Origin of the sequence: Methylophilus sp. VKM B-3414 (genome assembly GCF_032248435.1) — a bacterium.
GTDB lineage: Bacteria > Pseudomonadota > Gammaproteobacteria > Burkholderiales > Methylophilaceae > Methylophilus > Methylophilus glucosoxydans.
Map to the genome: position 1 here is coordinate 107,000 of NZ_JAVTLI010000007.1, position 20,169 is coordinate 127,168.

23 protein-coding genes are annotated in these 20,169 nt (G+C 53.7%); 6 read left to right on the forward strand and 17 right to left on the reverse strand.

Annotated elements, in window-relative coordinates; all coding sequences use genetic code 11:
• The first annotated feature begins 44 nt into the window (after positions 1–44).
• From Q9292_RS07780 to Q9292_RS07790, 3 genes are all read left to right on the forward strand, one after another.
• Entirely contained in the window at positions 45–383 is a 339-nt protein-coding gene (locus Q9292_RS07780) for a P-II family nitrogen regulator (protein WP_194748319.1), read from the forward strand.
• Positions 384–440: 57 nt separating this feature from the next.
• Positions 441–785 (forward strand): DMT family protein, encoded by a 345-nt coding sequence (locus tag Q9292_RS07785; protein ID WP_313986548.1) that lies wholly within the window; start codon positions 441–443, stop codon positions 783–785.
• A 115-nt stretch (positions 786–900) separates the two neighbouring features.
• Entirely contained in the window at positions 901–1,404 is a 504-nt protein-coding gene (locus Q9292_RS07790; RefSeq protein ID WP_313986550.1) for an FxDxF family PEP-CTERM protein, read from the forward strand.
• A 52-nt stretch (positions 1,405–1,456) separates the two neighbouring features.
• On the opposite strand, the gene kdsB is transcribed toward Q9292_RS07790, so the two are convergent.
• The 9 genes from kdsB to Q9292_RS07835 all read right to left on the reverse strand — a co-directional run bounded on the left by kdsB (position 1,457) and on the right by Q9292_RS07835 (position 10,859).
• Positions 1,457–2,203 (reverse strand): 3-deoxy-manno-octulosonate cytidylyltransferase, encoded by a 747-nt coding sequence (gene kdsB, locus Q9292_RS07795; RefSeq protein ID WP_313986552.1) that lies wholly within the window; start codon positions 2,201–2,203, stop codon positions 1,457–1,459.
• Between the two features lie 2 nt (positions 2,204–2,205).
• A complete protein-coding gene (locus Q9292_RS07800) occupies positions 2,206–2,388 on the reverse strand; it encodes a Trm112 family protein (protein WP_194748322.1) in 183 nt (60 codons plus the stop codon).
• The gene (lpxK, locus tag Q9292_RS07805; protein WP_313986555.1) at positions 2,378–3,403 is read right to left on the reverse strand and encodes a tetraacyldisaccharide 4'-kinase; all 1,026 of its coding nucleotides are present in this window, start codon (positions 3,401–3,403) and stop codon (positions 2,378–2,380) included. The genes Q9292_RS07800 and lpxK overlap by 11 nt, the downstream gene beginning before the upstream one ends.
• On the reverse strand, positions 3,403–5,157 hold the full coding sequence (msbA, locus tag Q9292_RS07810) for a lipid A export permease/ATP-binding protein MsbA (protein WP_313986557.1): 1,755 nt from the start codon (positions 5,155–5,157) through the stop codon (positions 3,403–3,405). The genes lpxK and msbA overlap by 1 nt, the downstream gene beginning before the upstream one ends.
• A gap of 95 nt (positions 5,158–5,252) precedes the next feature.
• A complete protein-coding gene (locus Q9292_RS07815) occupies positions 5,253–5,681 on the reverse strand; it encodes an ExbD/TolR family protein (RefSeq protein WP_194748325.1) in 429 nt (142 codons plus the stop codon).
• A 33-nt stretch (positions 5,682–5,714) separates the two neighbouring features.
• Complete coding sequence (locus Q9292_RS07820) at positions 5,715–6,320, reverse strand: MotA/TolQ/ExbB proton channel family protein (RefSeq protein WP_194748326.1); 606 nt, start codon at positions 6,318–6,320, stop codon at positions 5,715–5,717.
• Between the two features lie 129 nt (positions 6,321–6,449).
• Entirely contained in the window at positions 6,450–8,858 is a 2,409-nt protein-coding gene (locus tag Q9292_RS07825) for a DNA internalization-related competence protein ComEC/Rec2 (RefSeq protein ID WP_313986560.1), read from the reverse strand.
• Between the two features lie 5 nt (positions 8,859–8,863).
• Positions 8,864–9,568 carry a lipoprotein-releasing ABC transporter ATP-binding protein LolD gene (lolD, locus tag Q9292_RS07830; protein ID WP_313986562.1) on the reverse strand — a complete coding sequence of 235 codons (705 nt, stop codon included), beginning with the start codon at positions 9,566–9,568 and terminating at the stop codon, positions 8,864–8,866.
• On the reverse strand, positions 9,561–10,859 hold the full coding sequence (locus tag Q9292_RS07835) for a lipoprotein-releasing ABC transporter permease subunit (RefSeq protein ID WP_194748329.1): 1,299 nt from the start codon (positions 10,857–10,859) through the stop codon (positions 9,561–9,563). The genes lolD and Q9292_RS07835 overlap by 8 nt, the downstream gene beginning before the upstream one ends.
• 226 nt (positions 10,860–11,085) lie before the next feature.
• On the opposite strand from Q9292_RS07835, the gene Q9292_RS07840 reads away from it, so the two are divergent.
• Positions 11,086–11,289 carry a CsbD family protein gene (locus Q9292_RS07840; protein WP_194748330.1) on the forward strand — a complete coding sequence of 68 codons (204 nt, stop codon included), beginning with the start codon at positions 11,086–11,088 and terminating at the stop codon, positions 11,287–11,289.
• A 119-nt stretch (positions 11,290–11,408) separates the two neighbouring features.
• Here the strand turns inward: Q9292_RS07840 and ppc are convergent, their stop codons facing one another.
• Positions 11,409–14,189 carry a phosphoenolpyruvate carboxylase gene (gene ppc, locus Q9292_RS07845; protein WP_313986566.1) on the reverse strand — a complete coding sequence of 927 codons (2,781 nt, stop codon included), beginning with the start codon at positions 14,187–14,189 and terminating at the stop codon, positions 11,409–11,411.
• Between the two features lie 323 nt (positions 14,190–14,512).
• Between ppc and Q9292_RS07850 the strand changes: the two genes are divergently transcribed.
• The gene (locus Q9292_RS07850; RefSeq protein WP_194748332.1) at positions 14,513–14,734 is read left to right on the forward strand and encodes a hypothetical protein; all 222 of its coding nucleotides are present in this window, start codon (positions 14,513–14,515) and stop codon (positions 14,732–14,734) included.
• A gap of 7 nt (positions 14,735–14,741) precedes the next feature.
• Here Q9292_RS07850 and Q9292_RS07855 read toward each other — a convergent pair whose 3' ends face one another.
• From Q9292_RS07855 to rsmD, 5 genes are read right to left on the reverse strand one after another with little or no spacing between them, the layout of a single operon-like run.
• Positions 14,742–14,996 (reverse strand): hypothetical protein, encoded by a 255-nt coding sequence (locus Q9292_RS07855; protein WP_275356031.1) that lies wholly within the window; start codon positions 14,994–14,996, stop codon positions 14,742–14,744.
• On the reverse strand, positions 14,989–15,396 hold the full coding sequence (gloA, locus tag Q9292_RS07860; protein WP_313986571.1) for a lactoylglutathione lyase: 408 nt from the start codon (positions 15,394–15,396) through the stop codon (positions 14,989–14,991). The genes Q9292_RS07855 and gloA overlap by 8 nt, the downstream gene beginning before the upstream one ends.
• Before the next feature lie 60 nt (positions 15,397–15,456).
• A complete protein-coding gene (locus Q9292_RS07865) occupies positions 15,457–15,711 on the reverse strand; it encodes a YfhL family 4Fe-4S dicluster ferredoxin (protein WP_275356035.1) in 255 nt (84 codons plus the stop codon).
• A 34-nt stretch (positions 15,712–15,745) separates the two neighbouring features.
• Positions 15,746–16,234 (reverse strand): pantetheine-phosphate adenylyltransferase, encoded by a 489-nt coding sequence (coaD, locus tag Q9292_RS07870; protein WP_313986576.1) that lies wholly within the window; start codon positions 16,232–16,234, stop codon positions 15,746–15,748.
• 56 nt (positions 16,235–16,290) lie between these two features.
• Entirely contained in the window at positions 16,291–16,851 is a 561-nt protein-coding gene (rsmD, locus tag Q9292_RS07875) for a 16S rRNA (guanine(966)-N(2))-methyltransferase RsmD (protein ID WP_313986578.1), read from the reverse strand.
• Between the two features lie 136 nt (positions 16,852–16,987).
• Between rsmD and Q9292_RS07880 the strand changes: the two genes are divergently transcribed.
• A complete protein-coding gene (locus tag Q9292_RS07880; RefSeq protein WP_194748338.1) occupies positions 16,988–17,185 on the forward strand; it encodes a PLDc N-terminal domain-containing protein in 198 nt (65 codons plus the stop codon).
• 61 nt (positions 17,186–17,246) lie between these two features.
• Here Q9292_RS07880 and Q9292_RS07885 read toward each other — a convergent pair whose 3' ends face one another.
• Both Q9292_RS07885 and Q9292_RS07890 read right to left on the reverse strand, forming a co-directional pair.
• Positions 17,247–18,572, reverse strand: a complete 1,326-nt coding sequence (locus tag Q9292_RS07885) for a pitrilysin family protein (RefSeq protein WP_313986581.1) — start codon at positions 18,570–18,572, stop codon at positions 17,247–17,249.
• A gap of 32 nt (positions 18,573–18,604) precedes the next feature.
• Complete coding sequence (locus Q9292_RS07890; protein WP_409934484.1) at positions 18,605–20,005, reverse strand: M16 family metallopeptidase; 1,401 nt, start codon at positions 20,003–20,005, stop codon at positions 18,605–18,607.
• Between the last annotated feature and the right edge of the window lie 164 nt (positions 20,006–20,169).

Genomic DNA, 20,169 nt, shown 5'->3' on the forward strand with positions numbered 1-20,169 from the left:
TGCTTGCGTAAAATGCCATTGAGAGATTTATCCACGGAGCACATATGAAAAAAGTAGAAGCCGTTATTAAGCCTTTTAAACTGGACGAAGTGCGTGAGGCGTTATCTGCGATTGGCGTCAATGGACTGACAGTCACCGAAGTCAAGGGATTTGGTCGCCAGAAAGGTCACACCGAGTTATATCGTGGCGCAGAATATGTCGTCGACTTTCTGCCAAAAATCAAAATTGAAGTGATTCTAGGATCAGACATGGTAGAAAGTGCGATCGAAGCCATTATCAAGGCCGCCCATACCGGTAAAATCGGTGATGGCAAGATTTTTGTCTCTTCCGTCGAACAAGTGATCCGTATCCGTACTGGTGAAACTGGCGAAGCCGCCATTTAAGCTTTTTTCAATGATCCGGTGACTTTTCCCAAGTCACCCTTTCTTGCCTGATGTTGCATGTCTTTCACACTGATTAAAACCATCCTGCTTCTTTCCACAGCCAACTTGTTCATGTTGTTTGCCTGGTATGGTCACCTGAAAGACCTGCATCAAAAACCGCTTTGGATCGCCATTCTGGTCAGTTGGGGCATCGCCCTGATTGAATATTGTTTTCAGGTACCAGCCAACCGGATTGGCTTTACCCAACTCAACCTGGCGCAACTCAAAATTCTGCAAGAAGTCATCACACTGGTGATATTCGTCCCGTTTGCCGTCATGTACATGCAGCAGCCACTCAAGTGGGATTACCTGTGGGCAGGCTTATGTATGATGGGGGCAGTCTACTTTATATTCCGTACTTGACTCCGTTTTTAAACGCCCGATAGTCCGATGACCCTAACGGGCTATATGCTTGCACGATTGATATTGTCATAATCGCTCCCAGAAATTGTTAATTAATTCATTAGGGGATACGAATATGTTAAAAAATATTTTAGTCGCAGCATCATTGTTAGTGAGCACATCAGCATTTGCAACTGCCACGACAACCAATTTTAGTGGCACTGACTTGTCAGGAAGCAGTCTTGCAAAAACAGCTAAAGTGAATATTTCATACACTGCTGGCAGCTTTGACTTAACAGGCGTTCTGGATCCAGAGTTCCGACTGTTAAATGAAGTCAATTCAGGCCTTTACCAAGGTGTCACCCTGATTAGCGATTCAGATGATACCTTCACATGGGCACCGATTATCACGCCTATCCTGATTGGCTCTGATTTGACAAGATGGACTTTCAGTGTTTCGAACCTGGCTGCAGGGAACTACACTTTACAATTTAACCTGATCGGTGGTGGCCGTTACGAAGGTAGCTATACCATCAACCCAATTACTGTCCCTGTTCCAGAGCCAGAAACTTACGGCATGATGTTCGCTGGCTTGGCGATGATGGGTCTGATTGCCTTTCGTCGTCAGAAAAACAGCTAATTTATCAGTTAGCGCAAAATAAAAAGCCTCACTTAAGTGAGGCTTTTTATTTTTAGTCGTTACTAGCAAAAATCTGCCTGACAGCCGCCAGGTCTTCGGGTGTATCCACGCCGCTGGCAGGCGCGTGATCAGTCACGCTAACGGCGATCTGGTAGCCATGATACAGCACGCGCAATTGTTCCAGGCTTTCAATGCTTTCCAGCGTGGTGACTGGCAAGCTGGCATATTGCTTCAAAAAGCTGACACGATAGGCATAAATGCCAATGTGACGATATGCGGTGAGGGGCTGCTGGCGATCTGCCGTGTCCCGTGCAAATGGAATCGCCGCGCGACTAAAGTACAGCGCGCGCTGCTTGGCATTGAATACCACCTTGACCACATTCGGATTTGTGAAAACCGTCTCGTCATGAATGGCATGGCACGCGGTAGACATCACCGCCTGTTCATCATTGGCCAAGGTCTGGGCCACCTCGTTGATCAGCACCGGATCAATCAAAGGCTCGTCGCCCTGCACATTGACGACGATGGTGTCCTCAGGCCATTGCATGGTTTGCACCACTTCAGCAATGCGGTCTGTGCCAGAAACATGATCGGCCCGCGTCATCACTGCAGTGATCTGGTGCTGCGCGACAGCTTGCAGAATCTGCGCATGATCGGTGGCCACGACCACCTGATTGGCCAGGCTTTTGGCTGCCTGCTCAGCCACGCGAACCACCATGGGTTTACCGGCAAGATCAAGCAAGGGTTTGCCCGGTAGCCGGGTACTGGCAAAACGGGCTGGAACAACAACTTTAAACATGGTTATTCAGCGTATTCGTGCTCTTCCAGGCGACGTGCTTCGTCTTCGAGCATGACCGGGATGCCATCGCGTACCGGATAAGCCAGGCGAGCCCCTTTGGACACCAGCTCCTGCTTTTGTTTGTCATACACCAGCGGTCCTTTGGTTACCGGACACACCAGAATTTCCAAGAGTTTAGGATTCATGCCTATTTCCTTTGCATTGTTGCAAACGTCTGATGACGTTTTCCGTCAGGGAAGGATGATCACCAAGCGGCGTGATTTGCGCACTGACTGGCAAATACCAGGCGTTGGTTAATCCCAGATGCTGACATTTTACGGCATCTTTTTCTGTCATCAGTATGGTTTTTTGTTTAAACGGCAGGAAGTCTTCCTTGCGGTAAGCATGGTGGTCGGCAAAGGCGACGGTTTCACAGGTAATGCCCAGATTGGAGACGGTATTAAAAAACCGTTGTGGGTGACCGATGCCGGCAATTGCAACCAATGCCCGCTGCTGCAACTCGGCATTCGACAGATGCGTATTCAGGTCTGTGACTGAGGTCCAGCGGCCCACTTCCAGGCCAACGACATAATGCGCCACTGGCCAGGGGCCGGCAGGGACCTGACCACTTTCTACGATGATATCCACGGTTTGCAAACGACGCAATCGCTCACGCAACGGCCCGGCAGGGAGTAAGTGACCATTGCCGATACCGAGTGGCCGCTGCACAACGGCAATTTCGATATCCCGCTGAAGCGCATAATGCTGCAAGCCATCATCACACAGAATCACATTGACTTCAGGATGCGCCTGCAGCAAGGCTAGACCGCCTGCCACACGGTTGGCATCGACCCAGATCGGACAGCCAGTGCGCCCGGCAATTAACACCGGCTCATCGCCCAGTGACTGCGGCAGGCTGTCAGGCGTCACCTCGCCGGTGTGTTGTCCGCCATAGCCGCGGCTCAAAATCCCGGGACGGTAGCCAGCGGCAAGCAGCTGCTGCGCCAAATAAATCACCACCGGCGTTTTACCGACCCCACCTACAGAGAGATTGCCGACCACCACCACCGGCACAGGCAAGGCCTGGCTGCTCAACAACCCCACCTGGTAAAACAGGCGCCGCAAGCCAGACAATACCGCAAACAGCATGGACAACGGCAGCAGCAAGGCTTGCGCCCATCCCATCCCCTGCCACTGTTTTTCAAACCAATGCCGCAACATCAGTCGTCTTGAAACTGCTTGTGATACAGCCGGCTGTAATACCCGCTTTGTGCCAGCAGGCTGGTATGCGATCCAGTTTCGATGATTCTGCCCTGATCCATGACCAGAATCCGGTCTGCGTTCTCTACGGTACTCAAGCGGTGCGCAATCACGATCGTCGTGCGGTTTTGCATTAAGCGATCCAGCGCCATCTGTACATGTAGCTCGGACTCACTGTCCAAGGCAGACGTCGCCTCATCCAGCAGTAACACCGGCGCATCTTTTAAAATGGCACGTGCAATCGCCAGGCGCTGGCGCTGCCCGCCGGACAAACGGACACCCCGGTCACCGATTTCACTTTGCAGGCCTTGCGGCATGTGCTCGATAAACTCCCAGGCATTAGCCGCTTTTGCCGCGGCAATGACTTCGGCCTCAGTCGCCTCGCGCAAGGCACCATAGGCAATATTGTTGTAAATGGTGTCGTTAAACAAGACGATATCCTGACTGACCAGTGAAAACTGTTCGCGCAAGTTCTCCAGGCCATACTCGCGGATATCCACGCCATCCAGCAAAATGCTGCCTTCTTGCAGCCCATAGAAGCGTGGCAGCAAATTGACCAGTGTGGTTTTGCCACTGCCAGAACGACCAACCAGCGCCACTTTCTCGCCAGCGCGTATCGTGGCATTAATGTGGTCCAGCGCGTTGTGTTTGGCCTGCGGATAACGCAAGGTCACGTCTTTAAATACCAGATCGCCCTGCGCGCGGCCAATCCGATGATGGCCATGATCCTCTTCGGATGCCAAATCCAGCACCTCAAAAATACTCTGCGCCGCCGCCAGGCCCACTTGCAAGTCCTCGTTAGCCGAAGTGATGTGTTTGATCGGTGCAATCAGCATCATCAATGCGCCGATAAACGCGGCAAACTCGCCTACCGTAAATTGTCCCAGGGCATAATAGACCACCAGCCCTAAAGCCAGCGCCGACAACACCTCAATCACAAAGCTGTTAAGCCCCGAGATACGCGCACTGCGCAATTCGAGCTGGCGGTTTTTACCGACCACATCGCCAAAGCGCGTGTTCTCAAAATTTTGTGCGCCAAAAATTTTGACAATACGCTGCGCGGCAATCGCCTCTTCCGCTGTTTTGGTAATCTCGCCAACGGCTTGCTGTACCCGTTTGGCATTTGCGCGCAGTTTGGGCGTAGTCTTGGATAAATACAGCCCCATCAGCGGCGTCACCAGCGCAAATACCAGGGTCAGTTTCCAGTCCAGATACAGCATGTAAGCAATCAGGCCTATCACAGTCAGGATATCCCGTACTACGTTATGGGCTGAACGCGTGACGACAATCGATAGCCGCTCGGCGTCATAGGTCATCTTGGACACCAGCGAGCCATTGGAATGCATGTCAAAAAAACTGACCGGCAACAACATCAGCTTGGCAAACACCTGTTTGCGCATCACTTCGACCACTAGCCTGGTCACAGCGCGCAAGCAGTAAATCGAGAAGAATGAAGCCACGGCACGAACGACCATTAAGCCAACCAGCATCAGCGGCAAAGTAAATGCTTCCTGCACCGAATGCTGGACAAAGCCTTCATCGGTGACTTTTTTAATCAGGGCCAGAAAAGCGGTGTTACTGAGCGACAACACGGTGGTTGCCACCATGGAGACCAGAAAATAAAACTTGTAACGCCAGGCATATAAAAACAGGCGCTTGTATAACAGTTTGGGATTGACGATTTTAGGTAAATCGACTTTTTGTTTGCGGGCCATGCGGGTTCTCTGATTACTTAAAAACAAGCAAGCCCGTCGGTCACAACGGGCTTGCCTGGCACTAAACGGGACAGCTCACAAACAGCCACCACACATTAGTGGCTGTTTACCTGTGTGGCAAAGGTGATGTGTGTGTAATTCGCCATCCGGGAGGCTTCCATAATATTCACCACAGACTGGTGCGAGGCCTTGCCATCGGCATTAATGATAATGGTCGGCTCTTTGTCTGCCGGACCGGCCTTGCCTGCTTCGATCAAGGCGGCTGACAAATCAGACACCACGGCGCCATTCGCTTCTTTGCCATTCACCAGGCAACGGCCGCTGGCATCGACCTCCACGGTAATTGTCAATGGTTTTTCTTGAGGGGCATTGGCATCCGCGGTCGGCAAGTTAATCTGCAACTCACTGGTACGTGAAAAGGTTGCACTCACGATCAGGAAAATAATAATCACCAGCAACACGTCAATCAACGGAATAAAGTTGATTTCGAGCTCTTCGTCGCGGCTACCACGTTTAAAGTTCATGAGACTGCCTTTTTTTATCCTGTCGCAAAATGCTTATCCGCGGTCGCCGTGGATGATTTCTACCAGTTTAACGGCTTGCTGCTCCATATCCACCAGAAAACCGTCCACTTTGCTCTTGAAATAACGATAGGCAATCATCGAGGGCACCGCCACCACAATCCCGGCCGCCGTGTTGTACAAGGCCACCGAAATGCCGCGCGCAAACTGTGCCACATCGTGACCACTGTTCGTGAATGAACCAAACAGCTCGACCATCCCGATCACCGTCCCCAGCAGCCCCAGCAAAGGCGCTACAGTGGCAATGGTCCCCAGGGTGGGCAGGTATTGTTCCAGCTTGTGTGCAACCGCACGGCCGGTTTCTTCAATCGCTTCTTTGGTAACCTCACGTGAGTGCCCCATATTCGCCAACGCACTGGCAAAAACGCGACCAAGTAAAGAGTGTGCTTCGAGACGGCTTAAGGTTTCACGTGTCACGCCGCCCTGCTTTAACCAGTTTTGCACTTCAGGCAATAACTGGTCCGGGGTGACAACTGAAGCTCTCAAGGCCCAGAATCGCTCGACAATAATGGCAAACGAGATCACAGAAGCGATAACCAGAGGCCAGATTGGCCAACCGGCCGCTAAAATAATTTCCCACACAGTGATGACTCCAATGGTTTTTTTAAACTTCCGCTACTTTAGCGTTAACCTGCCCTAAGGGCAAGTTTTGTGCGGTATCTAAGCGGTTACAAAACCGCTTTTGCGCATTGTGGGCGATCGCAGAGGCAGTCAATCCCAATAATGCGGCTCAACCTGGCGCCAGGTTAAGACCGTTGGGTGATTGCCCTGTGTAAAATCCAGCATCACCGCGCCATGTTGATCTGAGCGGTAGCGTTGACTGTCTATCGCTTCGTAGCGTGATAACACCGCCTGCTTGGGGTGGCCGAACCGGTTAAGATAGCCCACCGTGGCAATCGCGATGCTGGGTTTTACCGCCTGGACAAACGCAGGACTGGAGGAGGTTTTGCTGCCATGATGCGGCATGGTCATCACCGTAGAAGCCAGATTTTTTCCAGACTGTTCCAGCAACCGTTGCTCACCATATTGTTCGATATCCCCTGTCAATAACAGACTGCCATGGGCAGAGATCACCTGAATCACACAGCTTTTATCGTTATCTTTAAGGGGAGTTTCTGGTTGCGCCAAAGGATAAAGCACCTTGAAACTGACCTGGTCCCATTGCCAATGCTGTCCGGCCTGGCAAGCAAGATGTGGCATGCTTGCCGCCTGCGGAATCGCCTGCAGTTGCGCAAAAAAAGTCGCGTCTGCGCCCAGTGAGCTTAACAAGCGTGTGGCTGGCACGCCAGCCAACACCGAGGCCATGCCACCGACATGATCATTATCGTCATGCGAGACCACCGCCAAATCCAGCCGGGACAGGCCCAAGTGGCGCAAATAAGGCAGCACAATCCGTTGACCGGCATCACTGTCTTCATGATAGACCGGCCCCGCATCGTAAAGCATGGCATGGCTAGCCGTTTGCACCAGCACACTCAAGCCCTGGCCGATATCCAGCACAGTGACGCGCATGTCCCCTGGCTTGAGCACTGACGGGGCAGGCAAGCATAAAGGCAACCAGAGTAGCAGCCCAAACCAGCGTAATGGCCAGCCTTTGGGTAACAGCAACACCAGCATGCCTAACATTGCCAGCAGCCAGGCAGACAGTGACGGTGTAGGCAGATACCAGACTGCCCAGGATAACTGGCTGAACCAATGTAATAGCCAGGCCAGTCCCTGCCACAACTGTGCTGCCAGCATTAACAAGGCATCCACCGGCAACATAGCGCCGGCAATCGCCAGTGGCACCACGCCCAGGCTAACCAGTGGAATCGCCAGAGCATTGGCAAACGGGGACACCAGAGACACCTGGTTAAACAAGAGGATCAGGATAGGCACAAAGACCAGCGTAATCATGCTCTGTGTATGCACCGCGGCCCGCCAGGCACTCGGAGGATGCAAGCGTCCGCCCATGCCAAAAGCGAGCAAGGCCACTGCGCCAAAAGACAACCAGAAGCCCGGCGCCAGCACCGCCCAGGGATCCAGCACGACGACCACCCAGAGTGCCACACTGAGTATCCAGGAAAAAGGGAATTGGCGGCGCAGACTCAGCATACCTAGCATGGTCAGCAACATCCATAAGGTACGCTGTGTCGGAATGGAAAATCCGGCCAGGGCGGAATAAACCACCGCCACTAACGCCCCACCCACCCGGGCCGCCAGTGTGGAGGGCACATATAGCGCCCAGCGCGGTTGCTTTCGCCACACCCAGCCCGTCAATAAATAACCGAGGCCAGCCAGCATCGTAATATGCAGGCCAGAAATACTGATTAAATGATTAATCCCGGTATCGACAAACAATTGCCAGTCCGCACGCGAGATCTGGCTATCATCACCGATAACCAAAGCGCGCAGGACGCCACTGGCCGGGCTGGTTCCCAGCACCTGCTGGATTCGCGCCCCCACCAGCGCTCGCCAGCGCGCAACCATGGCAGCGGGTTGCCAGACCATGGCTTGCAGCTTGCGCATCGGTGCTTTGGAGACTATAGAACCCGCTGCGCCAATCTGGTTGGCCAGGCACCAGGCAGCATAATCAAAACCATGCGGATTGCGCGTGGCATGGGGACGTTTGAGCTTGACGGTGAATTGCCAGCGCTCTCCTGCTTGTAATAACGGTAAGACATTACGCGGCGTGGCCGGGGCATGACGATATGACTGCTCGTAGAGGTGTAAGCGCAGCCTGGGGGGCAACGGGCAATGTGCGTTGAAGGTGCGCTCAACGGCAACATCCACATGCTGGCCTCGTGCATCGCGCGCTGGCACGCTCACAATCACAGCTTGAATCTTGAGTGGCTGTTGTTCACACGCCTGAGGCAGCGCCGTTTGCAAGCGCCAGGCCGCGCGCGCCTGCGCCCAGGCAAAGCCGATGGCAGCCACGAGCAAAATACAGCCAAGCCGACGGCAAAAAAGGCGAACCGCTGAGGTTAGCCTGACACCCCCAATATGAAGACTGTTCGCCAGTAGCGCGACCAGTCCCAAGGCTGCTAGCCAGCCCAGCCAAACCGGGCGCGACCATAATTGCGCTTGTTGCTGAAACAGCCAGACACCGAATAATAATCCCAGTGTGGCGCCCGGCAACATGACGGCTACTCGTCAGCCAGTCCTTGTGCGTCCGGCAACAGGGGTTGCAAGCGCCCATCCTGCAAACGATATTGCTGATGCATGCGTGCCGCCAGCGACAGATCATGGGTGACGACCACCAGCGCAGTGCCCTGTTGCGCCTGGATCTGCAACAGTAACTCAAACACTTGTTGTGCCGTTTGCCGGTCCAGGTTGCCGGTTGGTTCATCGGCCAATATGCAGCGTGGCTGCGTGACTAATGCACGGGCCAGGGCCGCGCGCTGACGCTCACCGCCTGACAACTCACCAGGGGTATGTTGCAGACGATGCGCCAGACCGACCTGCGTCAAATAATGTGCAGCCTGTTCCAGCGCCTGTGCCCGTGGCATGCGACGAATCAATAGCGGCATGGCCACATTTTCCAACGCACTGAACTCGGGCAGCAAGTGATGAAACTGATAGACAAAGCCCAGATACTGGTTACGCATGGCACTTTTTTCAGCTTCGGAGAGCCTGGTTAACGGCTTGCCCAACCACTGCACCTCGCCATGCGTAGGCGCGTCCAGACCGCCCAGCAAATGCAACAAGGTACTTTTACCACTGCCCGAAGCGCCAACAATCGCCACATGATCACCTGCCGCCAGTTGCAAGTCGACCCCGGTCAGCACCGAGGTATCCAACTCTTCATACCGCTTGGCCAAGCCCTGGCACTGCAATACCCAATTACTCATAACGCAAGGCCTCCGCCGGATTCATACTCGCCGCACGGGCACTGGGATACAAGGTCGCGACCAGACTGAGCAGGATAGACAGGCCCACAATCGCCGACACATCCGACCACATCAGCTTGGAAGGCAAATCACTGATGTAGTAGACGTCTTTGGACAAAAACTGCACATTAAAAGTATGTTCAATCCAGGGCACCACGGTCTCGATATTGAGGGCCAGCAACACGCCCAGCACCGCCCCCGACAAGGTGCCGATAATGCCTATCATCGCGCCTTGCACGACAAACATTTTGCGTATGCTTTGCGGGGTTGCGCCCATGGTGCGCAGGATGGCAATATCTGCACGTTTGTCAGTCACCGCCATCACCAGTGTAGAGACAATATTAAATGCTGCCACCGCCACGATCAGCGCCAGGATAATAAACATCACTCGTTTTTCGAGCTGGATCGCCTTAAAGAAATTGGCATGTTGCTGGGTCCAGTCAGTGACGTAATAGTTGGGTCCCAGTGCCTGTATCAGCTCGCGGCTGACGCGGTCGGCCATAAACAAGTCATCCAGCTTGAGGCGCAAGCCAGAAACCTGATCACCCAGCCGGTAGAGCTTGGCCGCATCGTCCAAATGAATCAAGGCCAGGCCCGCATCATACTCATACATGCCAACCTGAAAAATCCCAGCCACAGTAAATTGCTTGATGCGAGGCACCAGTCCCGCCGGAGTCACCTGCCCTTGCGGCGCCATCAACACCACCTTGTCGCCAACACGCACGCCCAGCGCCAGCGCCAGGTCTGCCCCCAATACAATATTGAATTGGCCTGGCTGCAAATCGGTCAGCTTGCCAATTTTCATCTGGGTTGCCAGGTCAGAGACTTTGCCTTCCTGTGAAGGTAACACGCCACGAATCAGCAAGCCCTGCACCGCTTCGTCATGCGTCAACATGCCTTGCGCCATGATGTAAGGCGCCACACCGGTGATAGGGCTGGCAACCGCCTTGGCCGGAATCTGTTCTATCTGCTGCTGCAAATGCTGCCAGTCTGGCAACCCGGCTTCAAAACTACGCACTTCAATATGCGAAGCCACGCCTAAAATACGCTTTCTGAGCTCATCCTGAAAGCCGTTCATGACCGACAACACGACAATCAGGGCCATCACACCGAGGGCAATGCCTATCATGCTGGTGAGGGAGATAAACGAAATAAAGTGATTGTTGCGTTTGGCGCGTGTATAGCGCCAGCCTATCCAAAACTCATAAGGCAGGCGCCGCGCGAGCGCGCTGAAAAAGGTGTCATTCTTCATGGCCGCATCTTAACAGCTTTTAATGGCATCGCGATACCTGCCCACATTGAAAGCGCTGCTCAACCCAGGCGCGCCTCAATAGCTTGTCAGCCAAATCCGACCCAAAAATGCGGGCATGGCCGACTGAACCCGGGCAAGCTTGCCTTTAAGATGCACTCAGGTCGATGGCATGCACACCGACTGACACAACGATCTAAATCAAGAATGTAATCATAGGAGACTCGAGATGAACAAAGACATTTTTGAAGGCAACTGGAAGCAGCTTAAAGGCAAAGTCAAAGAACAATGGGGAAAACTGACCAACGATGACTTGGATGTAATCGAAGGCAAACGCGACCAGGTCGCAGGCAAAATCCAGGAACGCTATGGCATCACCAAGGATGAAGCCGAGAAACAGCTCAAAGCCTGGGAAGACAAACACCGCCACTAAGGCCTGCGCCATACCCACTTAGCATGATGCAACGCTTGGCGTTTTAGCATCATTGTCTAAGCAGAGGCGCCCCGCAGGACAAGCCCAGCTTGTCCTGCGTTGTATCTGCCTATCAGGCCTTAACCTGTATTGCGCAAACTGGTAGCAATGCCATTAATGGTCAGCGGAATGGCCCACTTGAGTTTTTCATCGGTTTCGCCATTGCGGTAACGCTGTATCATTTCCACCTGCAAGTGATTGAGCGGATCCAGATAGGGCAAGCGGTCGCGAATGGACTTGGCGATGACCGGCTGAGTGGCCAGACGTTGCGTGGTGCCCAGCAGCAGATTGACCGCGTCGGTGGTCAGCTTGTGTTCATGCGCAATGCGGCTGAAAATTTCTTCGCGCAAGGCTTTGTCGGCCAGCAAATGGGCATAATGGCGGGCCACGATCAGGTCGGTTTTGGCCAGCACCATATCGACGTTGTTGATCAGGGTATTAAACAGCGGCCAGTGTGCCTGCATCTCCAGCAACATTTCCAGACGCGCCTGCTTCAAGGCTGGGTCGTGCGCTAAAAACTGGTGAATGGCGCTGCCCAGACCATACCAGCCTGGCAGCAGCAAGCGGCACTGCCCCCATGAGAATCCCCACGGAATCGCCCTTAAATCCTCAATCCGTCGCGTCGATTTGCGCGCGGCGGGCCGGCTACCCAGATTGAGTCCGGCAATTTCCTCAATCGGCGTGGTATTGAAAAAGTAATCGGCAAAGCCCGGGGTTTCATAAACCAGGCTACGGTAGCTGGTCATCGCCGTGGCTGAGAGGGCTTCCATCACGCTTTCAAACGCACGCCGTTTGGCGGGCTCCAGCTGGTCGGCCGGGAACAAGGTGGCATCCAGCGTCGCCGCAATCAGGGTTTCCAGATGCTGGCGGCCGACCACCGGGTCTGCATAACGCGTGGAGATGATTTCGCCCTGTTCGGTCAGGCGAATCTGGCCATCGACGGTGCCGATGGGTTGCGCCATGATGGCCTGATAGGTCGGGCCGCCGCCGCGGCCAACCGTGCCGCCGCGGCCGTGGAACAGGCGCAACTTGACGTTGGCCTGGTTAAACAGTTCCACCAGCGAAATTTCTGCTTTATACAGCTCCCAGTTCGAGGTCAAAAAACCGCCATCCTTGTTGCTATCCGAGTAGCCCAGCATGACTTCCTGCTCATTGCCCTGGAAACGGATCACATGGCGGATGCCGATCAGGCTCAGCCATTTGCCCATGATCATGGGCGCGTCGCGCAAGTCGGCAATGGTTTCAAACAGTGGCACAATATTCAGATCGACCTGGATATTGGCCGAGCCCCACACGCCGCGCAACAAGCCAGCCTCACGTTGCAGCAAGGCCACTTCCAGCAGGTCAGACAAGGTTTCAGTGTGCGAAATAATATACTGGCGTACCGCATGCTCACCAAAGCGCTGGCGCACCTCACGTACGGCTTCCAGCACGCCGATTTCCTTGTGCACCAGCTCGGAATATTGCTGGAAAGGCGAAAACAGCAGGCGCGGTTGCTTCAGTTCTTCGAGCAAAAGGCCGATTTTCTCTTCCTCGTTAAAACTGGCGTAGTCAAAATCGTAGCCCGCCTTATGTAACAGCTCGCTAATCACCGCTTCATGCACGTCAGAGGACTGGCGGATATCCACGGTGGCCAAATGAAACCCAAACGTGACTATGGCTTTAATCAACTTGCCCAGCCGCGGATAAATCAAGGCCTCGCCATGGTGATGGCGCAAAGAGTCGGCAATGGTCTGCAAGGGGTGCAGCAAGGCCTCAGGATCTTCGTAAGGCTCGTTGCCGACTTCTTCCGGCAAACTCCAGCTGGCATCGGGTAGCAAATGGCTGGCGGTCACCAGCAAACGGTCATGCACGCCATTGAGCGCGAGCCGGTAGGGTTCATCCAGGCGATGCGATGACTGGTCGCGCGAAGCTTTCGCCAAGGCCAACACTGCCTCATCCACACCAACCACGCGCGTGGACACAGCCAGCTCGCGCTTGAGCGCGGCCAGCTCTTGCAGATAGAACTTGAACAAAGTGGTGGCCTGCAGGCGCACACTATCGCGCAAGGTGGTGCCATTCACAAACGGGTTGCCGTCACGGTCGCCACCAATCCAGCTACCCATGCGCAAAATACCTGGCAAGTCCATGCCGGGCAGCCAATCTGCCAGGTCGCGCTCGATATCCTGCAGGATTTCAGGGATCACATGTAAGAAGGTACTTTCGTAATAGGTCAGTGCGTTTTCAATCTCATTGAGTACACTGAGCTTGGAGTAGCGCATCATGCGGGTTTGCCACAAGGCCGACACCGCGCCTTGCAATAACAGCTTGTTGCGCGCCAGTTGGCGCTCAGACACCATGTGCCCACGCTGTCCCAGCAACTCCGCAATCAGTTGCTCAATGTCTAGCACACTTTTACGCTGCACCTCGGTCGGATGCGCGGTCAGTACCGGTGAGATCAACGCGTCCTGCAACAGTTGCTGGATTTTTTGCGGCGCGATGCCGGAAGCCTTGATTTGTGCCAGCGTGTGCGACAGCATGCCAGGCGCAGGTGTATTTTGCTGGCAATGGCCGAGCTCCTGTCCGTAAAGATCTTCGGCCAAATTCACCAGATGCTTGAAATAAGCCAGTGCACGCACTACGCGCACCGTATGCTCCAGACTCAGGTCAGCGAGCAACTGCTCAAGATCTAAAGAAGCCTGCTGGTCATGATTCTGGTGAAAACGCAATGCGGCTTGCCGGATGGCGGCAATTTTCTGCGCAACCGCTTCGCCCTCCACCTCCAGAATGGCCTGATCAAGTAAATCACCTAACAACTGAATATTGTTGGACAGCCGCATTTCCGCCGTTAGCATGGCGTCGGCTGCAAGTTTTTTTATCATGATGCCTCTCCTCTAGCTTAGGTTATCCCTAGCAACAAGCAGGCCATCTAAAAAAAAGATTTTTTTACTTTAAAATCAGCGTATTGGAAGAAACGAAATTCAAGTGCCTTATACGAAGTGACTCCCATGCACTGCCAACAGGCAAACCGGTGCACCGATTTGGGCCTCGAATCACATCGGCAACAGTCGCGTTGAACGCAGACTTTCCATCAGCCCCTGAAACGGCAAGGCCGCAGAGTTTGATGGATTTTTTGCGGAAATTTGCACTAGCAAAGACGCTACGACTATGCATCACACTCGGTTTCCTGAGGCATAATAGACAGATGAAATGCATCAATCTCGATCATTGGATGGCACAAATCCTGTCCGTCTGGCAATCGTTGGCCGCGCAGAGCGTTTGGCTGCAGGATGGCTTTTTGCTGCTGATGTGCCTGATCATCGGCTTGCTACTATTTCTGTTTGGGACCGTGATCGGCTTGTTTACGCAATCACTGTGGGGCATTTTTACGACGGGTCGCCAGGGCAGCGACGAAGAGCACAAGTAAATAAGCGCTATTCTGGCGTCAGCCAGCGGGCAATCGCGTCGAGCTCTGCCGCACTGTCGCTGTCAAAATCTGCATACTGATGACCGCCGGTTCTGGCATACCAGTATTCACTATTCCAACGGTCACCTTCTATTTTATGCAATACCGCATGTATCCAGTTGGCAGTGGGATCACTGTACACCTGCGCAATCTGATGTGCGCCATGCCAGTCTCCGGCTTGCGCCAGCCTCACTGCCTGCAATAACAATGTCCGGTTAGACATGCTTGGGGTATTCAATCGTCCCCTTCTGGATGAATTCGATTTTATAGCCATCCGGGTCTTCGATAAAGGCAATGACGATGGTACCGTGTTTCATCGGCCCCGCCTCGCGCACCACTTTGCCGCCCTTGGCCTTGACCAGCTCACACGCTTGATAGGCATCGTCCACCTCAATCGCCATATGACCATAGGCGGTGCCCATGTCATAATTGGTTTTGCCGTAGTTGTAGGTGAGCTCCAGCACGGTGTGGTCGTACTCGTTACCATAGCCGACAAACGCCAGTGTAAACTCGCCGTCAGGATAATCCTGGGTACGGATTAATTTCATGCCCAGTACGCCAGTATAAAAGTCGATGGAACGTTGCATATCGCCCACGCGCAACATGGTATGTAAAATCCGCATTGATGTCTCCTTGATCTCTGATTTTTTTAATCTGTTGTGGACGTAACCGGTCCACTCGGCTTAACCCCGCGTGGCAACGATGCGCTGATATTTCTCCAGCAATTGCTCCTTGGTTTCGCGCCGCTCAGGGTCTAGCGGAATGCAGCTGATCGGGCAGACCTGCTGACATTGCGGTTTATCGTAATGGCCGACGCACTCGGTACACAAGTCGGGGTTGATTTCATAAATTTCTGCGCCTTGCGAGATGGCTTCATTCGGGCACACGGGCTCACACACATCGCAGTTAATACATTCATCGGTAATAAATAAAGCCATGATTTTCTTTACATCGCTACAGAGGCGCCATCACTCAGGTGATCGCCAGTTTTTGCTTGATTGCCCGTTCGACGCCAGGTGAGACAAACTGGTTCACATCGCCTCCCAGGCGCGCCACTTCACGCACCAGGCTGGAGGAAATAAACATGAACTCTTCCGCCGGGGTCATGAACAGCGTTTCCAGTTTGGGATAGAGCTTGCGGTTCATGCCCGCCAACTGAAACTCATATTCAAAGTCACTGGCCGCACGCAGGCCACGGATCACCATCTGCCCGCCCTGCGCCTGCACAAACTGCATGAGCAAGCCGTCAAAGCCGACCACACGGATGTTATCGCCTGCAAACACCGACTCTGCCAGCGCAACCCGCTCTTGCAGGCTGAACAAAGTTTGTTTGCTGGTGCTGCCAGCCACCGCCACAATCACCTGGTCAAACAGCTTGGCCGCCCTGCGCACAATATCCTCATGCCCCAGGGTGATGGGATCAAAGGTGCCTGGATAGACGGCAATTCTGGTTTTACTCATCGCTTGCTTCCGTAATCATCGTTGTGTCGTTGCTGGCTGCCGCTGACTTGATTGCCTTAATCCGTGCCAGCAGCCGCATCGGCTGACGCGGGTTGCAGCAGGTGAAAATAGACCTGACCCGCTTTGCCCGATTTGACCACCTGCCAGCATGCATCGGATTTTAACGCATATTCGGCCTCAACATATAGCCAGCCTTCAGGCGCCAAATGTCTGGGCAGCACGGGCAACAATTGCGCCAGCCAGTCCTGGCGATACGGCGGGTCACAAAAAATCACGTCAAACGGCTGTTGATTGCTGCTCAGAAAAGTTCTGGCATCCATTTGCTGGATGCGGGCCTGGGTCGCCTCCAGCAAACGCTGGTTCTGGCACAAAGCTGCATAAGGCGCTTTGGCCAATTCGAGCATGGTGACCGCTTTGGCATTGCGAGACAGCGCTTCAAACCCCAGGGCGCCGGTCCCCGCAAACAAATCCAGGCAGGTTTTGCCTGTCAAGTCCTGGCCCAGCCAGTTAAAGACGGTTTGCCGCACGCGGTCTGGCGTCGGGCGTAGCCCTTCGGCATCGGGAAACTTGAGCACACGGCTACGCCATTTCCCGGCATTCAATCGTACCTGATTCATGAGCGGTGGTTGATTCGAATAAATAAAGCAGCATTATCCCAGATTTTGCATCCCGACTACCCATAGCCTGCGCTAAACCGAGGGTGCACCCAAGTCATCGTGTTATGATTTCGTTAATTCATCAAGGAATATTGCTATGGAGTTTTTATTTGGCTTTGGTCTGCTGGGCGGCGTGATCGCGCTGGCGCTGTCACTGTTTTGGGTATGGATGCTGATTGATTGCCTGGCCAATCAAAGTGAAGACAAGCTGGTGTGGTTTCTGGTGATTTTCTTTTTAAACCTGCTGGGGGCCTTTTTATACTACTGGCTGGCGAGAAAAAAGCGCATGGCTTAATCTGCCTCCGCTCACCGCATCAGACAGAAAAGCAAAAGCCGGCAAACTGCCGGCTTTTTTGTTATTCCGCACCAACGATCACGGTGGCAAAATGCTCAGGATGGATGCGGCGCTTGAACGCATCATTCACCTGTTGCACAGTGACAGCTGCGACCTTGTCATTAAAGCTATCCAGGTAATCCAGCTGCAACTTGTAAAAGCCGATCATGTTCAGGTACTCCAGAATCTTGCTATTACTGTCTATACGCATGGGAAAACCACCAATCAGGTTATCCTTGGCCGCAGCCAGTTCCTTTTCTGTCACGCCTTGATCGACAAATTTCTGTACGGTGGCCATCACCAGTTTGAGCGCTTCTTCACTTTGCTCTTTTTTGGTTTGCAGCCCGATCTGGAACGGTCCCAACTGACTCATGGGCATAAAGTAGCTATACACGCTATACGCCAGACCGCGCTTTTCACGGACTTCCTCGGTCAGACGTGACACAAAGCCACCGCCGCCCAAAATATAGTTACCCACATACAGCGCAAAGAAATCTGCATCGCCGCGCTTATTGCCAGGCTGGCCAACCAGGATGTGTGCCTGCATGGCAGGATGCGGCACTTTTTTCAGTTTAGGCGCAGACAACGCTGGCACGGCTGGGATATCGGCCACCGCAGGTCCTGCTGGCAGGCCGGCGCTCAGACGCTGCGCAATTTGCCGGGCCTGATCCGGGGTCAGATCCCCCATCAGGGCGATCACGGCAGACTTTGCCGTATAGTGGCTTTGATAAAACTGCCGCAACTGGCTCACCGTCAGCGATGGCACCGTACCCACTTCACCGTTTTGATCCAGGCTATAAGGATGCATGCCGTACACCGCCTGCATAAAGGCTTTTTGCGCAATGCTATCCGGCTCCGTTTCGGCCTCTTGCAGCGCGGCCACAATACGGGTTTGCTCACGGCTCACGACGGCTTCAGGAAAATCCGGCTGGTGTAACACCAGCGTAAACGCGTCCAGTGCGGCCTGCTGTTCGCTGGTCAAAGTACGCAACTTAAAGCTGGCGCGGTCTGCATCAAAACTGCCGCCCAACACCGCACCCACATCGGCAAAGCGGTTAGTCAGCGTTTCCTCTGCCAACCCGCCCGCGGCCATGCCCATCACATGATGGGTTAACGCGGCGGCACCACTGCTGTCTGGCTGGTCATAAGCGCTGCCTGCACGAAAATTGATGCTGACATCCATCATGGGCAAGGCATGATTTTCAACAAAATAGACTTCGCTGCCCTCCGCGGTGGTCCAGTGCTGAATATTCAGTGCGGCGCATGCAAGGCTGGCATAGCCTTGTAGCAGGCTGATCAACAAGACGGTGTTGAATACCCTGTGTTTAAATAAAGTAACGACTTTCATGAAATTCCCAAATCAAACGTTCAAAGAACGGATTAATGTTGATGCGGCCGACCGGCGGGCTTCTGGTTAGGATCCATCGGTTGTGGGTCTAGGCTGACCAGCGTCATTTGGTCTGCGACCAGATATTTTTTAGCCACGGCCTGCACTTGTTCAGAGGTGACCGCCTGTACGCGTGACGCATTGGTTTGCAGCAAAGATAAAGGGTAATGCATGGTTTCCAGCTGGCCGATCTGCATGGCCTGATAAAACATGGAGTCACGTTTGTAGACATCGGCGGCAATGACCGCGGCTTTCACTCGATGCAGCTCAGCCAGCGTGACGCCATTGTTTTTGACTTCTTCAATTTGTGCCCAGATCGCCTTGATCAGCGCCTCTTGCGAGACGCCTTCACTTGGCGAGGCCGCCACCTCAAATGTCGAGGTTTGACCGCGGTTGGTACTGTCATACCCCGTGTCAATTTCAAGCGCAATCGCCTGCTCACGCACCAGTTTCTGGTTGAGGCGTGACGCATCATTGCCACTCAGAATGCTGGACAACACTTCAAGCGCATAAGGCTCCCAGTCCTGCTCGCTGTAAGCCGCCGCATTTTTGAGCGCGGGCGCGTGAAACCCCATCACAAAAAAGGGCAGCTTGGCTGGCGCCTTCACAATCGCCCGGCGCTCACCAATCTGGGCGGGCTCCACCTGTGGCTTACGCACAGGTAAAGGCTTGGCCGCCAGTTTGCCAAAGTTTTTTTCAGCCAGCGCAAACACCTCCTGCGCCTTGACGTCACCGACCACCACCACTGTGGCATTATTCGGCGCATACCAGGTGCGGTACCACTCACGGGCATCATCAGCAGTCATATTTTCAAGATCATTCATAAAGCCGACCACCGGGCGGCCATAAGGATGGGCACGATAGACCGAAGATTCAAATTGTTCGTTGACACGTGATTGCGGCTTGTCTTCAGTACGCCAGCGGCGTTCCTCTTTCACCACCTCAATCTCTTTGGCAAACTCGGCATCGGTAATCTGCAAATGGGCCATGCGGTCTGCTTCCAGCGTAAAGGCCAGCGGCAATCTGGATTTTTCCAGTTGCTGGAAATAACAGGTGTAATCTTTGCTGGTAAAGGCGTTTTCTTTACCGCCCGCAGCCGCAATCTGGCGGGAAAACTGCCCGGCCGGGACTTTTTGCGTGCCTTTAAACATCATGTGTTCCAGCACATGGGCGACGCCGGTTTTGCCATTGACTTCATCCAGCGAACCGGCGCGATACCAGACTTGCGAGACAACGACGGGCGCTCGATGGTCTTCCTGCACAATGACTTTGAGTCCGTTTTTAAGGGTTTTCTGCGCAATCTCTGCCTGTGCTTGCGCGGCATGAGCGCTCATCAACAGGACCAGGCACAGCCCCAATCGTGGCAAGCGCGCAAAAGAATAAGATTTTTTCATATCTGACTTTATGAATGATGAATAGGTTGTTTTTAGCTTGATGTGTATCGCCATGCATGTGACCGACACAGCGCGGACTAAGTTCGGAGGCCTGGCGACTCAAGTGCTCAGCTTGACGTGGCGGGAAACGTCGATTCGGCTTAAAATAGTCATATTACAGAGTT

Coding starts and splice junctions, on each gene's coding strand:
- Q9292_RS07790 (WP_313986550.1), top strand. CDS start 901: ATGTTAAAAAATATTTTAGTCGCAGCATCATTGTTAGTGAGCACATCA.
- Q9292_RS07850 (WP_194748332.1), top strand. CDS start 14,513: ATGAAATGCATCAATCTCGATCATTGGATGGCACAAATCCTGTCCGTC.
- Q9292_RS07840 (WP_194748330.1), top strand. CDS start 11,086: ATGAACAAAGACATTTTTGAAGGCAACTGGAAGCAGCTTAAAGGCAAA.
- kdsB (WP_313986552.1), bottom strand. CDS start 2,203: ATGTTTAAAGTTGTTGTTCCAGCCCGTTTTGCCAGTACCCGGCTACCG.
- ppc (WP_313986566.1), bottom strand. CDS start 14,189: ATGATAAAAAAACTTGCAGCCGACGCCATGCTAACGGCGGAAATGCGG.
- Q9292_RS07785 (WP_313986548.1), top strand. CDS start 441: ATGTCTTTCACACTGATTAAAACCATCCTGCTTCTTTCCACAGCCAAC.
- Q9292_RS07815 (WP_194748325.1), bottom strand. CDS start 5,681: ATGAACTTTAAACGTGGTAGCCGCGACGAAGAGCTCGAAATCAACTTT.
- Q9292_RS07890 (WP_409934484.1), bottom strand. CDS start 20,005: ATGAAAAAATCTTATTCTTTTGCGCGCTTGCCACGATTGGGGCTGTGC.
- rsmD (WP_313986578.1), bottom strand. CDS start 16,851: ATGAATCAGGTACGATTGAATGCCGGGAAATGGCGTAGCCGTGTGCTC.
- coaD (WP_313986576.1), bottom strand. CDS start 16,234: ATGAGTAAAACCAGAATTGCCGTCTATCCAGGCACCTTTGATCCCATC.
- Q9292_RS07880 (WP_194748338.1), top strand. CDS start 16,988: ATGGAGTTTTTATTTGGCTTTGGTCTGCTGGGCGGCGTGATCGCGCTG.
- Q9292_RS07825 (WP_313986560.1), bottom strand. CDS start 8,858: ATGTTGCCGGGCGCCACACTGGGATTATTATTCGGTGTCTGGCTGTTT.
- msbA (WP_313986557.1), bottom strand. CDS start 5,157: ATGGCCCGCAAACAAAAAGTCGATTTACCTAAAATCGTCAATCCCAAA.
- Q9292_RS07780 (WP_194748319.1), top strand. CDS start 45: ATGAAAAAAGTAGAAGCCGTTATTAAGCCTTTTAAACTGGACGAAGTG.
- lpxK (WP_313986555.1), bottom strand. CDS start 3,403: ATGTTGCGGCATTGGTTTGAAAAACAGTGGCAGGGGATGGGATGGGCG.
- lolD (WP_313986562.1), bottom strand. CDS start 9,568: ATGAGTAATTGGGTATTGCAGTGCCAGGGCTTGGCCAAGCGGTATGAA.
- Q9292_RS07800 (WP_194748322.1), bottom strand. CDS start 2,388: ATGAATCCTAAACTCTTGGAAATTCTGGTGTGTCCGGTAACCAAAGGA.
- Q9292_RS07885 (WP_313986581.1), bottom strand. CDS start 18,572: ATGAAAGTCGTTACTTTATTTAAACACAGGGTATTCAACACCGTCTTG.
- Q9292_RS07855 (WP_275356031.1), bottom strand. CDS start 14,996: ATGTCTAACCGGACATTGTTATTGCAGGCAGTGAGGCTGGCGCAAGCC.
- Q9292_RS07835 (WP_194748329.1), bottom strand. CDS start 10,859: ATGAAGAATGACACCTTTTTCAGCGCGCTCGCGCGGCGCCTGCCTTAT.
- Q9292_RS07865 (WP_275356035.1), bottom strand. CDS start 15,711: ATGGCTTTATTTATTACCGATGAATGTATTAACTGCGATGTGTGTGAG.
- gloA (WP_313986571.1), bottom strand. CDS start 15,396: ATGCGGATTTTACATACCATGTTGCGCGTGGGCGATATGCAACGTTCC.